This window comes from Zavarzinella formosa DSM 19928, assembly GCF_000255705.1.
In the GTDB taxonomy this organism is placed as follows: Bacteria; Planctomycetota; Planctomycetia; order Gemmatales; family Gemmataceae; genus Zavarzinella; species Zavarzinella formosa.
Map to the genome: position 1 here is coordinate 143,771 of NZ_JH636450.1, position 12,146 is coordinate 155,916.

General features: G+C 58.5%; 15 protein-coding genes. 5 read left to right on the forward strand and 10 right to left on the reverse strand.

Annotation, left to right across the window (positions count from 1 at the left end; translation table 11 throughout):
- On the reverse strand, positions 1 to 486 hold a 486-nt coding region (locus BGIM_RS0142040), incomplete at its 3' end, for an RNA polymerase sigma factor (protein ID WP_029631781.1).
- Between the two features lie 255 nt (positions 487 to 741).
- Between BGIM_RS0142040 and BGIM_RS0142045 the strand changes: the two genes are divergently transcribed.
- The 3 genes from BGIM_RS0142045 (at position 742) to BGIM_RS0142055 (ending at position 2,723) form a co-directional block, all read left to right on the forward strand.
- Positions 742 to 1,224 carry a hypothetical protein gene (locus tag BGIM_RS0142045; RefSeq protein ID WP_020475593.1) on the forward strand — a complete coding sequence of 161 codons (483 nt, stop codon included), beginning with the start codon at positions 742 to 744 and terminating at the stop codon, positions 1,222 to 1,224.
- Between the two features lie 3 nt (positions 1,225 to 1,227).
- On the forward strand, positions 1,228 to 1,485 hold the full coding sequence (locus BGIM_RS0142050) for a hypothetical protein (protein ID WP_020475594.1): 258 nt from the start codon (positions 1,228 to 1,230) through the stop codon (positions 1,483 to 1,485).
- A gap of 182 nt (positions 1,486 to 1,667) precedes the next feature.
- A complete protein-coding gene (locus tag BGIM_RS0142055; RefSeq protein WP_020475595.1) occupies positions 1,668 to 2,723 on the forward strand; it encodes an NAD(P)-dependent alcohol dehydrogenase in 1,056 nt (351 codons plus the stop codon).
- A gap of 37 nt (positions 2,724 to 2,760) precedes the next feature.
- Here BGIM_RS0142055 and BGIM_RS0142060 read toward each other — a convergent pair whose 3' ends face one another.
- The 5 genes from BGIM_RS0142060 to BGIM_RS0142080 form a co-directional block, all read right to left on the reverse strand.
- The gene (locus tag BGIM_RS0142060) at positions 2,761 to 3,150 is read right to left on the reverse strand and encodes a hypothetical protein (RefSeq protein WP_020475596.1); all 390 of its coding nucleotides are present in this window, start codon (positions 3,148 to 3,150) and stop codon (positions 2,761 to 2,763) included.
- Positions 3,151 to 3,176: 26 nt separating this feature from the next.
- Entirely contained in the window at positions 3,177 to 3,872 is a 696-nt protein-coding gene (locus BGIM_RS0142065; protein ID WP_020475597.1) for a PP2C family protein-serine/threonine phosphatase, read from the reverse strand.
- 150 nt (positions 3,873 to 4,022) lie between these two features.
- Positions 4,023 to 4,976 carry a transglutaminase-like domain-containing protein gene (locus BGIM_RS0142070; RefSeq protein ID WP_020475598.1) on the reverse strand — a complete coding sequence of 318 codons (954 nt, stop codon included), beginning with the start codon at positions 4,974 to 4,976 and terminating at the stop codon, positions 4,023 to 4,025.
- Between the two features lie 266 nt (positions 4,977 to 5,242).
- A complete protein-coding gene (locus tag BGIM_RS0142075) occupies positions 5,243 to 5,737 on the reverse strand; it encodes a DUF6368 family protein (protein WP_020475599.1) in 495 nt (164 codons plus the stop codon).
- Positions 5,738 to 5,965: 228 nt separating this feature from the next.
- Complete coding sequence (locus BGIM_RS0142080; RefSeq protein ID WP_020475600.1) at positions 5,966 to 6,496, reverse strand: GNAT family N-acetyltransferase; 531 nt, start codon at positions 6,494 to 6,496, stop codon at positions 5,966 to 5,968.
- 52 nt (positions 6,497 to 6,548) lie between these two features.
- Between BGIM_RS0142080 and BGIM_RS0142085 the strand changes: the two genes are divergently transcribed.
- Positions 6,549 to 6,785 (forward strand): hypothetical protein, encoded by a 237-nt coding sequence (locus BGIM_RS0142085; protein WP_040892000.1) that lies wholly within the window; start codon positions 6,549 to 6,551, stop codon positions 6,783 to 6,785.
- Positions 6,786 to 6,896: 111 nt separating this feature from the next.
- Positions 6,897 to 7,793 (forward strand): leucine-rich repeat domain-containing protein, encoded by an 897-nt coding sequence (locus BGIM_RS67570; protein ID WP_020475602.1) that lies wholly within the window; start codon positions 6,897 to 6,899, stop codon positions 7,791 to 7,793.
- Positions 7,794 to 8,112: 319 nt separating this feature from the next.
- Here BGIM_RS67570 and thiS read toward each other — a convergent pair whose 3' ends face one another.
- From thiS to BGIM_RS0142115, 4 genes are read right to left on the reverse strand one after another with little or no spacing between them, the layout of a single operon-like run.
- Entirely contained in the window at positions 8,113 to 9,150 is a 1,038-nt protein-coding gene (gene thiS / locus BGIM_RS0142100) for a sulfur carrier protein ThiS (RefSeq protein ID WP_020475603.1), read from the reverse strand.
- Positions 9,151 to 9,176: 26 nt separating this feature from the next.
- Positions 9,177 to 10,307 carry a metal ABC transporter permease gene (locus BGIM_RS0142105; RefSeq protein ID WP_020475604.1) on the reverse strand — a complete coding sequence of 377 codons (1,131 nt, stop codon included), beginning with the start codon at positions 10,305 to 10,307 and terminating at the stop codon, positions 9,177 to 9,179.
- Positions 10,308 to 10,310: 3 nt separating this feature from the next.
- Complete coding sequence (locus BGIM_RS0142110) at positions 10,311 to 11,273, reverse strand: DUF58 domain-containing protein (RefSeq protein WP_020475605.1); 963 nt, start codon at positions 11,271 to 11,273, stop codon at positions 10,311 to 10,313.
- A gap of 10 nt (positions 11,274 to 11,283) precedes the next feature.
- The gene (locus BGIM_RS0142115; RefSeq protein ID WP_020475606.1) at positions 11,284 to 11,739 is read right to left on the reverse strand and encodes a hypothetical protein; all 456 of its coding nucleotides are present in this window, start codon (positions 11,737 to 11,739) and stop codon (positions 11,284 to 11,286) included.
- Positions 11,740 to 12,146 lie beyond the last annotated feature (407 nt).

Sequence of the window (12,146 nt, forward strand, 5' to 3'; positions counted from 1 at the left end):
CGCGTCCTCCCCGGAGAGGCCGTCGATGGCCGTGAACTTGAAGGCGAGATACGTCGTCTCGTTCACCTGGGCGCGAACCTGTTCGAGGGCGATGTCAAACATTTGCCGGCGAACGGATTCTTCCCAAGCCGCCTCTTCACAAGCATCGGCGGCGGGAACATCATCCAGGCAGGCGGGGTCGTCCGCGAGGGGGAGCTTGTCGCCGCGTTGGTGAAACTTCAAATACTGCCGGGCCACGACGGTGAACAACCACGCCCGGAACCGGCCCGCCTCCGGTTGGTAGTCAAACCGGCCGATGAACCCGGCGACGCAGCGAAAGACTTCCTGCGTCTGGTCCACGGCATCCGCCTCCTGCAACCCCCGCCGCCGGAAGTAGCCGAAGACGGCCGGGCCATACAGGCTCAGAAATTCCGACCAGGCCGCCGCATCGTCAAACTGCCGCAATCGCAACAGCAGACTCGGCCGGGTGACGGGAAGCCGGGACATCCGTGGAACCCTCGTGGAACACTGGAGGGTATTATCCGGGTTTTTCCCCGATCTATCGCGCCGGGGTTTTGGGTGGTGGTTTGCGGGGATTCGGCGGGAGGAAAACGCCCCCGATGGTTCTGTCGGGAAATTCCCCTTTACATCCCCGGAAAGTTGTGGCATACGACCCGCACTTCTGGCACTCCATTCCAGAATGTTTGATGCCGTCCCCGGTCGGGGGGCTGGGGACGGCTGAAATTTTCGGGGGAACTTTCCATGCGCCTGACTGGTGCGTTCTTGATGTTTGCCTGTCTCGGGATGACCGCCGTTGCGGCCGAGCCGCCTGCCGCCACAACTGACACGCCTGCCACCACGGAAATCCCGTGGTATCGCCGCGTCTTCTTGGGGGAGCGTTCCAAACCAGTGCCGCCCAAACCCGCGACTGTTGCCAAGCCGGCCCCGCCGCTGTCGCCGGAGGCCATCGAAATGATGCTTAAGAAGGAACAAGAAGTCTATGTGACGCGCCTTGCCGCCATCAGCAAGCTCCGGGAACTCGCCAACGCCCAGAACGACGAAGCCATGATGAGCAAGGCCGACCAGCTCGAAAAGGCTACCCAAGAACTTTACGACCAACGCCGAACCGCCCTCCAAGACACGATAGCCGCCGACCGGGCGGCCCTTGAAGCAAAACCGGACGAACGCCCCGCCACCGCCGAACGACCGGGCGCGCGTCGCCGACCTTTACCCGGGGGGAACTGACCAATGAAGAAGATTTTTGCCGTCCTGACTGTCGGCGTGATGCTGGCCTCGATGGGTTGCTCGACGCTGGGCCTGGGCCAGCCGCTGAAGGTTCCCGAGGATGCCGACAAGGACAAAATGGAACCGAAGCCGAAGAGACTCCCGCCCGCGAGGACGGACATCGACGCGGCGGAGATCACGGATGTGAACTATCCGCAACAGGCGAACAACCTCGAAAGCGAATTGAAACGAGAAAGCAAGTTTATTTCCCCCGCGAAGTAAGCGGAGCTTGATGACCGGAAAAAGAGCGGGCGCTTTGGGATGATCCCAAAGCGCCCGCTCTTTTTGTTTGCCAGTCGCTAAAAAACCTTCCACCGGCCGTTTCAATCGCGTTTTTCCTGTAAGCCTTGGCCCTGTGGCTGGTAGTCATCTCCGTCCCCCATCCCCCTGAGAGGATTGTGTTCATGACCGCCAAAGCCTATGCGGCCCATACTGCCGAGAGCCCGCTGGCCCCGTATTCCCTGAAACGCCGGGAGCCGCTGCCTTCGGATGTGCAAATCGACATTCTTTATTGCGGCGTCTGCCACTCCGACTTGCACCAAGCCCGCAACGAATGGAAAGAGGCTGTTCCCACGGTCTACCCGTGCGTCCCCGGACACGAAATCGTCGGCCGGGTGTCGAAGGTCGGCAAGGATGTGAAGAAATTCAAAGCCGGTGACTACGCGGCCGTAGGCTGCATGGTGGACTCTTGCCGCACCTGTCCGAATTGTGCGCGCGGGCTGGAGCAATTTTGCCAGTCTTTCCCGACGTTCACCTACAACGGCGCGGACAAAATCTCCGGCGGGGTCACCTACGGCGGCTACTCCGACAGCATTGTGGTGGATGAAGCGTTCACTTTAAAGGTTTCCGACAAGGTGAATCTCGCCGCCACGGCCCCGCTGCTGTGCGCGGGCATCACGACGTATTCACCGATGCGACACTGGAAAGTCGGCCCCGGCCAGAAGGTCGGGGTTGTGGGCCTTGGCGGTCTTGGCCACATGGGGGTGAAGTTCGCCCGAGCGTTTGGGGCGCATGTGGTGCTGTTCACCACCTCCCCGGAAAAAATTGAGGACGGAAAACGGCTTGGGGCGCACGAAGTCGTCGTCTCCAAGAACCCGGATGAGATGGCCAAACACGCGACTAGTTTTGACTTCATCCTTGATTGCGTCTCGGCCAACCACGACATCAACGCCTACCTGTCCCTCCTCAAACTAGACGGCACGCTCACACTAGTCGGCGCCCCGGAAAAGCCGCTGCCGGTGGCCGCGTTCAACCTGCTCCTGCCCCGCCGCCAGTTCGCCGGATCGGCCATCGGCGGGATTGCGGAGACCCAAGAGATGCTGGATTTCTGCGAGAAGCACAACATCACCAGCGATATCGAGATGATTCCGATTCAGAAGATCAACGAAGCCTACGACCGGCTTCTCAAGAGCGATGTGAAGTACCGCTTCGTGATCGACATGGCGTCGTTGAAAGCGTGAGAAGGCTTGGGATTTGCGGGCCAAACTCGATGCGGAATCACTTCACTGATTCCGCATCGAGTTGAATCTCGGCATCCTTGGCGGCGGCTTGGATCGCTTTTCGCATCTCCTTGGGCGGGAATTCAAGCCCTTTGATGTCGCGGGCCGACCAACTGACTTGTTCCCCCTTGGCCAGACGGGCGAGAGCCTTCTTCAACTCGTCCGCTCCTTTGAGCGTGGCCGGGGACTCTTTGATTTCCTTCTCGGTCTTGAGTCGGTTGGTTCCGTCGAGCAGAACGAACATCCAGTCGCCCGCCTTGTCCTTCCAGCTATAAAGTTCGACCCCCTTGAATCTGGGCTTCTCTTCACGCTTCTCGTCCGCCCGGCAGGCGTGCAAGGGGATCACCCATGTCATGACGACGGCGATGAGGCAAATCAATCGATTCATACGTTGGTCCTTGGCAAAGGCCCGATTCATGCGGCCGGGGCCGGTGCGGCGATTGGTTCTGCGCTGGCAGCCACCAAGACAGCCGTGAAGTCGTCTTGTAGCTCGCCGGATCTCGGGAGGCGAGCCAGCCCCATCATCTCGCCCAACGCGGCCTGCCCCAAATGCGATTGGGCCTCGCCAATCATTTGATCCCAGCCGACATACTTCCACACCCCGTCCGTCACCGCCAGCACCCGCCATCCTTCGTCCAAATCCGCCGCGAACGCGGTGAACACGGCCGACCCAGATCCGACAGGCGGGTTCTTGATTTGACCGGTGGTCAGGACGATGGCATTCGCTCGGTTCAGCAAGACGACGGCGCTATCCCCGCTCGACGCCCCGACGATCCGGCCACGGCGAATGCAGAACCCGAGCAATGTCGAGAACCCAGCTTGCGGATCACCCGCGACAGCCTGATCGGCGGCTTGAAGGACGAAGTCCCACGCCGGGGCCGCAGCCAACATTCCCGCCGGAGTCCGACATGCCACCTGCATGACAGACTGGCACGCGAGCCGGGCGGCCCGCTCACCGCCTGCTCGGCCACCCTGTCCGTCGGCCACGCAACACAGCCAGCAGTCCGGGGCCGCCGGGTGGTATTCGCACAGGTAAGCATCCTCGTTGACAGGATGGCCCCCCGGCTCGGAGATTGCGTGGACTTCCACCACCCGAATGCCCTCTTTCACTGAGCAACAAAACTCAGCCGCCGAGCCGGAACGACTCTATTGCTGTTACGACGACTGAGGCTCCCGGTCAGTGGCAGCGATTTGTTCATCGCCTTGCTCATCACGGCACATCTTCTCTTGCCGAACCCAAGCCCGGCGAACACGGCTTGCTCATTTGACGATGAAGGCATCTTTGAAATCAATCGGCTTGCCGAAGTAGCGATAGACGACAAGGTGATTGCCCAGAAGATGGTCGTCGTTTCGGATGTTGCTCATGTGGACATACTTGTTGGGCATGGTTTTGAGGGTCGTGCCTTTCAGAACAATGCCCAGCGGGTCCACGGGAACCCAGCCGAGTTTGTTGATGCGGACTTCGGCCCAAGTGTGACTGGGCGTATCGCCTTTGGGCACCCCCTCGGTCACGTAACCGTCGCAAATCCGGGCCGGAATACCTTTTGCCCGGCACAACGCGACGAACAGATCGGAAAAATCACCGCAGTCGCCTCGCTTTTCGCCAAGCGTTCCCAAGGCACCACGGTCTTTTTGAGAGAAGCCGCCGTATTTCACGGTTTTCTCAAGGTAAACGAGGATCTCCTCGACGGTTTCCATGTCCCCGCTTTTGACAAAGGTCTTGGCCACTTCCTTGATGGCGGCGCTGTCTTTTTCCAAGTTCTTCTCGTGCGCCAGCCAGCGGCTCGTCGCTTCGTCCGGGATTTTCTTGTCACGCGCGCGGTCGGCGATCACGGTCAGATCATTGCGATAGATTTCCGCGACGGCGTTGATCTGAATCGTGACCGGCTTTTTGAAGTCCGTGAAGACAAAAACGGCGTACTTGCGCCCGTCTTCTTCAAACTGCTGTTGCGGCGGCGTGGAGAATTGCAACTGGCTGATCTTTTGCTTGCCGGGAATCGTTACCGGCACCAGCGTGGTGAGGACGACCTTGTCCGTCTTGTCGGTCGCCGTGATCGTGTACTGAATCGTGAACGAAACTGTCTTCCCTTTGTCGGCCGCCGGTTCGACGGAAAAAGCGGCGGACGTCGGCCAGCAGAACACGAGCGCCAGCATCACCCGGCGGAAGCGAGTCTGCCACTCACGGCGGTTTGCCAAGGACCGATGATCGATCATCCGTGGAGTCTCCTTTGGCGAATACGAGAGTTCAGCCGCCGGGGCGAACCAGCGGCAACCAATCTGCCGCAACGAAGGTTCCAATCGGCTACAACGCCCATTGCAAAATCAAGCGGCAACATTTGCCCATGATCCCAAGAGCCCCACTGCGTCAGCGGTGGGGGTGGCTTCCTGCGGGTGACGGCCACCCCCACCGCTGACGCAGTGGGGCTCTTGAATACCTCACACAAGATGCCTGTTGAATTCACACGAACTCGGCGTCTGCGTTACTTGATCATGTGAAACGCCGGACACGCCAGCCAACCCCGCATGGCTGGCCCGTCCAACACATGAGTCACCGACTCGCCACACAACAGGCTGACGACCCGGCCGGGCATCTGCTCGGGCAGTTCAAACGGTCCTCCCGCGCACACCACCCCGCCTAATTGCTCGGCCAGCCACGCCGCCACCTCGCCGAGCAATCGGTGATCCTCCGACTGCTTGCACATGGCTCCGACCGCGAGAGCGTGCGCCGGCCGGAATCCGAACCCGGCGGCCATCGTCTCCACCTCGGCCGGCTCATGACAGAATGGCTCGAACCCGCACACGAACGGCCGTAACTCGCCATCGTAGTCGCCGCCGATGAGGCAGGTCGTGCGGACCCAGAACAGCCCGGACTCGTGCCGCTCGTCGCCCACTGCGACGATCAGCGATTCAATCAGCGTGTTGGCCCGGTCAAGTGCCTCATCGGCGATCAGCACCCCGCACGACGGCCCTGCCATCCGATACGCCCTCCCTCGCCGAAAGAATCCCTGCAAGCTGCCGTTTGGGTTGTCGGGTGAGAATGGGTCGCCTGGTTTCGACTTCAAGGGAGCTTGCGATGTCCGACCTGATTATGGCGGTTGACCTTGGACGGTTCAAGGATATTTGTCTGTCTTGGCCGTCGATCCGGCCATCAGATTAACATATAAACAATAGATGATTCGATCTTGGGCAAGCGGTTGGCGCCGCTAGGACAGGGTGATCCAGTAGTATCGCTTCGGAGGCTTGTCCGGATCGATGGTCTTCGTCTCCCGCAACGAGCCGCCGTTTCTTTCGATCACGCGGATGGAGGCCGGGTTCGTGTCGTCGCATGTGAGGAGCGCCTCCGTCAGTCCGAGCGCGCGAGCCACGGGCAGCGCCTGACGCAGCATCTCCGTGGCGACTCCGCGGCCTCGGAAGGACGGCACGGTATCGTAGCCGATGTGTCCGCCGACGACGCGAAGGGCGTCGTTCAGTTCGTGGTGAATGGAGAGGCGCCCCACAAACTGTTCTTCGGTCACGGCCCATAGATGCGTCTTGGGAACGAACGATTCATCCCTCCGATTCGAGTCGGCCAGCTTCTTTGCGACGAACGCGGCGAAGTCCTGTTCGGCGGTTTCAAGACCGCCTCCGAACCACCAAGGAAGACCTTCGTGTTGGAATTCACGAAGCCCGCGCAAGAAGCTCTCCCGATATCTCTCCGCAGGCGGAACCAGCCGGATCTTCATCGGAGGATTCATGCGTGCCCTTTGCCACGGCCGACACCTGTCACCGTAAACGCCACCTCATTGCTTGTCAAACGCCAACCTGCGTGTTGGCCTGTCTGCGCCTGCCGTGGCCCAAAATGGGCCGGATTATGACAAAATCATTTGGGTGGCGGGTGTCTTTCTCGGGGTTTTTGAAAAAGACTGTAAGGTTGGCCCGCTGTTTTTGACCAGTTTTGGGTGGAAAATTGGTCGAAATTGGTCGCCGGAAGTGTTTTTTGATCGATTTTTGGCGGTTTTGAACACCTCTTTTGGCGGTTTTTGAATTCTTGAAAGTCCGGGGGCTGTAGCGTGTTGGCGAGAATCGCGGGCCATCTTGGGCGGGCGCCTTGGTACAATAATCGGCGTTCTTCCCTCTCACTTTTGGGTGTTTGCCATGCCTCGTCTTTGTCGGCGTCTGGTGATCCTCCTTGTTGTTGGCGTGTTTCATCTTTTCGGCTCGGCAACTTGGGCGGCCGAGCCACCGAAGGGCGAAGTCCCCAAGCCCCTGCCGAGGGAGATCGTTCAAGTTTGGGAAAAAGCGGGGGCCGAGGCCGGGTGGTGCGAGCCGGCGTTTTTTGACAAAACAGTGTTTCATTCCATCGACAAGGCGCCGGAGGCCGGCTGGCTGCCGATGCTCCGAATTTCACCCAAGATGCTGAAGGGATTACCGACGCCCGAAACCCCGTTTGCACTTCGCCTGTTCACACCGGGGGCCGTGAGCGAGGTGGCGGACGCGGATTTGAAGTTGCTCGCCAATTTCAAACAACTCACCATCCTGGACATTGACAACGCGCGGGTAACCGAGGCGGGCCTCAAAGAAATCGCCGCCCTCAAACAACTCACCGGCCTCGACCTGACCTTCTCGCCGGTGACGGATGCCCATTTGAAGGAGCTCGCCGGCCTCAAACAACTCAAGGCGCTCAATCTCGCTTTCTCGAAGGTGACAGACAAGGGTTTGAAGGAACTCGCCAGCCTCAAGCAACTCAAAGTGCTCTCCTTGACCGGCACGAAAGTGACGGACGAGGGGGCCAAAGAACTCGCCAACTTCAAACAACTCGCTTCGCTCATGCTTTTCGACACAGAAGTGACCGACGAAGGAGCCAAAGAGATTGCGGGTCTCAAACAACTCACCATGCTCAGTTTGGAAAACACGAAATTGACAGATCAAGGACTGAAAGAACTCGCCAATCTCAAACAACTTGAGGCTTTAAATGTTAGCAGCACTAAGGTGACGGAGACAGGGTTGAAGGAACTTCAGAAGGCGTTGCCGAAGTGTGTGATTCTCAAGTGATTGGCTTGAGCGATTTCGCAAGCGGGAAGGGCCTTTGGCCAGCCAGGGCAGAGTTCAAAACGACACGCTCCCGCCATCCATCGAACTCTGCCATTGCCCGTCGGAAAACCGTTGAACCGGCGGGCTCACAACTCCTGCCGATTATTCATTCAAGGTCCGTCAGGGCCGCGAATGCCGAAAGCCTGAAGATAATCGCCCCTTCAGGCCGAGGGTTTTGATGGTTCGTTGACCCAGCCCTTTCGGGCCGGGCGATGGTAATCGGTCCGTTGGACCGACAAAACCATCCGATTCGACCGCCAGGCCAACTTGAAAATCCGCTCTATTTCGAGGCCGGGGCGATCCGGCCTTCCATCGGGCTGCTGGCGTTGGCGTACAATTTCTTCGGAATTCGGCCGCTCTGAAATGCCCACCGTCCGGCCTCGCAGGCGTTCCGCATCGCCCACGCCATCCGGACCGGGTCTTGGGCCGAGGCGATGGCCGTGTTCAACAACACGCCGTCGCAACCCAGTTCCATCGCAAACGCCACATCACTGGCCGTGCCCACCCCGGCATCGACAATCACCGGATAATCGGGGTCATTTTCCTTCAAGTATTCGAGGATGATGCGAATGTTGTTCGCGTTCAACACCCCCTGGCCGCTGCCAATGGGGCTCCCGGCGGGCATCACACTGGCCGCCCCGGCCTCCTTGAGCCGCTTCGCCAACACCGGATCATCGGATGTGTAAACCAGCACTTCAAAGCCTTCTTTGACCAACACCTCGGTGGCTTTCAGCGTGTCGATGGGGTCTGGCAACAGCGTCTTCTTGTCCGCAAGGCACTCCAGTTTCACCCATTTGGAACCGGGATTGCCGAGATTGGAAAGGAGTTCGCGGGCCAGCCGGGCGTGCCGGATGGCGTCCTCGGCGCTGAAACAACCGGCGGTGTTTGGCAGGATTGTGTAACGGTCGAGGTCGAGATAATCGAGAAGGTTTCGACCTTCTTTGTCCACGAGGCGTTCCCGCCGGACGGCCACCGTCGTCACCTCGCACCCGCTCGCGGCCAGCGAATCTTTCATGCCGTCGTAGGTCGCGTATTTCCCGGTCCCGGTGAACAGCCGGGATTTGAAGGTGAACGAACCGACCTTCAACGGCTTGTCTGTCGGTGGGGCCGGATCGCTCCCGCCGCCGACGAGGGTGACAATCTCCACACGGTCGCCCTCTTTCAATTCATGATTCGTTTGCTCATCCCGCCGAACGACCATTTCATTCACTTCAATGGCCAGATATTTGGGGTTTTTGCCCAAGAGTTGGATCAACCCGGCCACGTTCAGCGGCGAGGGGAAATCCCGTGATTCCGAATTGACGGTGATGCGTGCCATGATGTGTCATCCTTGGTGAACAATGTTCAAGATATGAACGGCCCGGCGGTGATGTCCCGGTCGGCAATCTCGCGGCCGACAGGTGTCAGTTTCAAGTGGCTGCTTTCGCAAAGCACCCACGCATGGCTCATTGCCCGCCGCACGATTCGATCCGTCGCGGCCAGCGTCCATCGAAAATGTTCGTGCAGGTTGCGAACATCGCTTTCAGCCGATTCTTCGGGCGTGCCTTCGTGATTCTTCAGATGGATGAGCAAAAGCCGATCGTGCATCGCCCGGCGCAGCCGCCGTCGTTCCGTCCAATGGCGAATCAGGCCATATCTGGGTGCGGCAAGCCAGGTGAGGCCAAACAGCCCCCCCATGACAGTCGCCACCGTGCCGGAAACGGTGGTTTCCAACGCAAACGCAGCGGCCGTGCCCAGAAAACTCCCGGCAACCGCGTACAGCACGCTCCAAGCCAGGAACCAGCCGAGCCGGTCCGTCAGCAGATAAGAACTCATCGCGGGAATCACGAAAAATGCGACGACCAACACCGGCCCGGTCGAATCGAAAGCAGTCACCACGGTGAACGACACCAGCGTCATCAATCCGTAATGCAACACAGCGGGCAGAAATCCGAGGGAAGCCGCCAGCGTCGCGTCGAACGTCGAGATTTTCAGTTCTTTGAAGAAGATGGCAATGGCCGTCAGGTTCAACAATCCCATCAGCCCCATGACAATCAGCGAACGCGGCCCCAGATCATATTCCCCGATTTCAAGGCGATGCTCCGGGGCGAATTCCGCGTAACCGAGCATCACCTGATCGATGTCGAGATGTGTGTTTCGCGCAAACAGTGTGGCGAGAATAATGCCTCCGGCGAACAGCGCCGGAAATGTCAGGCCGATGGCGGCGTCTTCTCTCACGACCTGTGAACGGGACAACGCCTCGATGAGAACAACCGTCACCAACCCGGTGGCGGCCGCCCCGAACAGCAACCACGGAGAATCGAGTTGCCCCACGATGAGGAAGGCCACCACAATGCCGAACAGCAACACATGCCCGATGGCATCGGTGAGCAGGGCCAGCCGCCTCAACAACAGGAACGGCCCGAGCAGGGCGCAAGCGATGGCTGTGACCGCGACGGTGGCCGAGACTTCCAGAAACTCGGGAGAGAAGAGCATTGTTCAAACGCGACGTTGGCGGGTGAGCAGGTATTCCAACAGGGCTTTGTCGAAGTTCACACCCGTGTGGATCGGCACATAATCAATGTGGGCCGCGATGGATTCCTGTTTGATCTTGTCCCGGAATTCCGCAAGGCCGCGCAGATAGTCTTCCTTCATGCCCCGAGAATCAAGTTGCAGTTCTTCGTTCGATTCCACATCGACGAACTCCACCAAGCCCTCGAACGGAAACTCAACCTCGGCCTCGTCCAGCACATGGAACAGGATGATTTCATTCCCCCGATGGCGAAGCTGGTAAAGCGACTTCATCACCGGCTCGGGGTCTGTGAGAAAGTCGCTGAAAATCATCACCAAGCTCTTGGTGCGAATCATCGCCGCCAGTTGCGAAAGGCCATGCGCGAGATCGGTTTGCCCGGCGGGTTTCAAGTTGGAGAGCATCGCCAGCATGTTGCCGAGTTGCGTCCGCTTGCTCTTCGGCGGCAGCACATCCTTGATTTTTTCGCCGATGGTGACAAGACCGACCGGGTCTTGCTGATGGATCATCAGGTAGCCAAGGGCGGCCGCGAGACAGATGCAGTACTCAAACTTGGTGAGCCGTTCGTTCTCGTCTTGGGAGTGGCCGGTCTTCAAAGACCGACCACCGGCCACCTTGGCCTTTTCCATCTCCCGGATGCCGCACCAGTCCATCGAAGCGCTGAGGTCCATCACCAGATAGCCGGTGAGGTTCGTCTCGGCCTGATACTTGCGGACGTAATAACGATCTGTCTTGGCGTAGACGTTCCAATCCAAATCCTTGAGATCATCGCCGGGGGCATATTTCCGGTGTTCGGAGAATTCGACCGAAAAGCCCTGAAACGGGCTGGCATGCAACCCCGAGAGGAACCCCTCGACGATGAATTTGGCCCGCAAGTCGAGCCGGGCGACTTGGGCGATGACATTCGGATTCAGGTATTTCTCGGAGGACATGATCGGCCGCTTAATACTCCTTCAGCAGTTCTTCCCCGGAAGCCGAGTACCACCCCTGATCCTCGGCCTGATAAATCCCGTCGGCCTTCTGGCAAATCGCCCGGCTCAACGCCGTGCAGACCTCATCCAGCAGGTTCTCGTTCGGATGGTCAATGGGCTTCCGAATGGTAATCATCTGCTGCGTCTGGATCACCCGTTCCATCAGCATGACATGATTGGGCGAAAAATCCCGCGTTTCCAGCCACGCGGCCCACGAATTCAAGTCTTCCCGCAGGTTATCTTCTTGAGTCAAATACCGCTCGACATAGATCGGGGTTCCCAATTCAACGAGAAGCTCGGCGGCTGTCCACCCCAAGTCATCCCCCTTGAAATGCGGCTGAACTCGGGAAGCCAACTCACCCAATTGGGAGAGCATCTCCGTTGGTTTGATTTCGGTTCCATCCCGGCAAAATAAGCGATACCACATTCGAGAAATCACCAAGCCTAAAGACTAACCACAAAGACGCAAAGATTCACAACAAAAACCAAGGCAACAAGCAAAGTTCAATCAAGAGGTCAAAAGACAGAAGACTAACCACAAAGACGCAAAGATCACACAAAGTTTCACAAAGAGAAAGCAAAAACAAAACAAGCAAAGTTTAATCAAGAAAAACAAAAGAAAAACTCAGCCAAGAATGATTCGCTTGAGGCTGTCTATACAAGGGACTTAGAGCGTTCGGAAATAATGAAGCAAAACCCTTGATTTTCGCGGGTATTCCTCATTGTTTCCGAACGCTCTTATTCACGACATCACAGGCTGAACATCAAACGTCTGTTTCGGCACATCCCCCGGCGACCTAACCCCCCGTCCCCCTTCCCTAAGAAGGAAGGGGG

Bases quoted from the DNA above. Each gene is read 5' to 3' on its own strand.
- BGIM_RS0142045 (WP_020475593.1), top strand. From the start codon at position 742: ATGCGCCTGACTGGTGCGTTCTTGATGTTTGCCTGTCTCGGGATGACC.
- BGIM_RS0142050 (WP_020475594.1), top strand. From the start codon at position 1,228: ATGAAGAAGATTTTTGCCGTCCTGACTGTCGGCGTGATGCTGGCCTCG.
- BGIM_RS0142055 (WP_020475595.1), top strand. From the start codon at position 1,668: ATGACCGCCAAAGCCTATGCGGCCCATACTGCCGAGAGCCCGCTGGCC.
- BGIM_RS0142060 (WP_020475596.1), bottom strand. From the start codon at position 3,150: ATGAATCGATTGATTTGCCTCATCGCCGTCGTCATGACATGGGTGATC.
- BGIM_RS0142070 (WP_020475598.1), bottom strand. From the start codon at position 4,976: ATGATCGATCATCGGTCCTTGGCAAACCGCCGTGAGTGGCAGACTCGC.
- BGIM_RS0142075 (WP_020475599.1), bottom strand. From the start codon at position 5,737: ATGGCAGGGCCGTCGTGCGGGGTGCTGATCGCCGATGAGGCACTTGAC.
- BGIM_RS0142080 (WP_020475600.1), bottom strand. From the start codon at position 6,496: ATGAATCCTCCGATGAAGATCCGGCTGGTTCCGCCTGCGGAGAGATAT.
- BGIM_RS67570 (WP_020475602.1), top strand. From the start codon at position 6,897: ATGCCTCGTCTTTGTCGGCGTCTGGTGATCCTCCTTGTTGTTGGCGTG.
- thiS (WP_020475603.1), bottom strand. From the start codon at position 9,150: ATGGCACGCATCACCGTCAATTCGGAATCACGGGATTTCCCCTCGCCG.
- BGIM_RS0142105 (WP_020475604.1), bottom strand. From the start codon at position 10,307: ATGCTCTTCTCTCCCGAGTTTCTGGAAGTCTCGGCCACCGTCGCGGTC.
- BGIM_RS0142110 (WP_020475605.1), bottom strand. From the start codon at position 11,273: ATGTCCTCCGAGAAATACCTGAATCCGAATGTCATCGCCCAAGTCGCC.
- BGIM_RS0142115 (WP_020475606.1), bottom strand. From the start codon at position 11,739: ATGTGGTATCGCTTATTTTGCCGGGATGGAACCGAAATCAAACCAACG.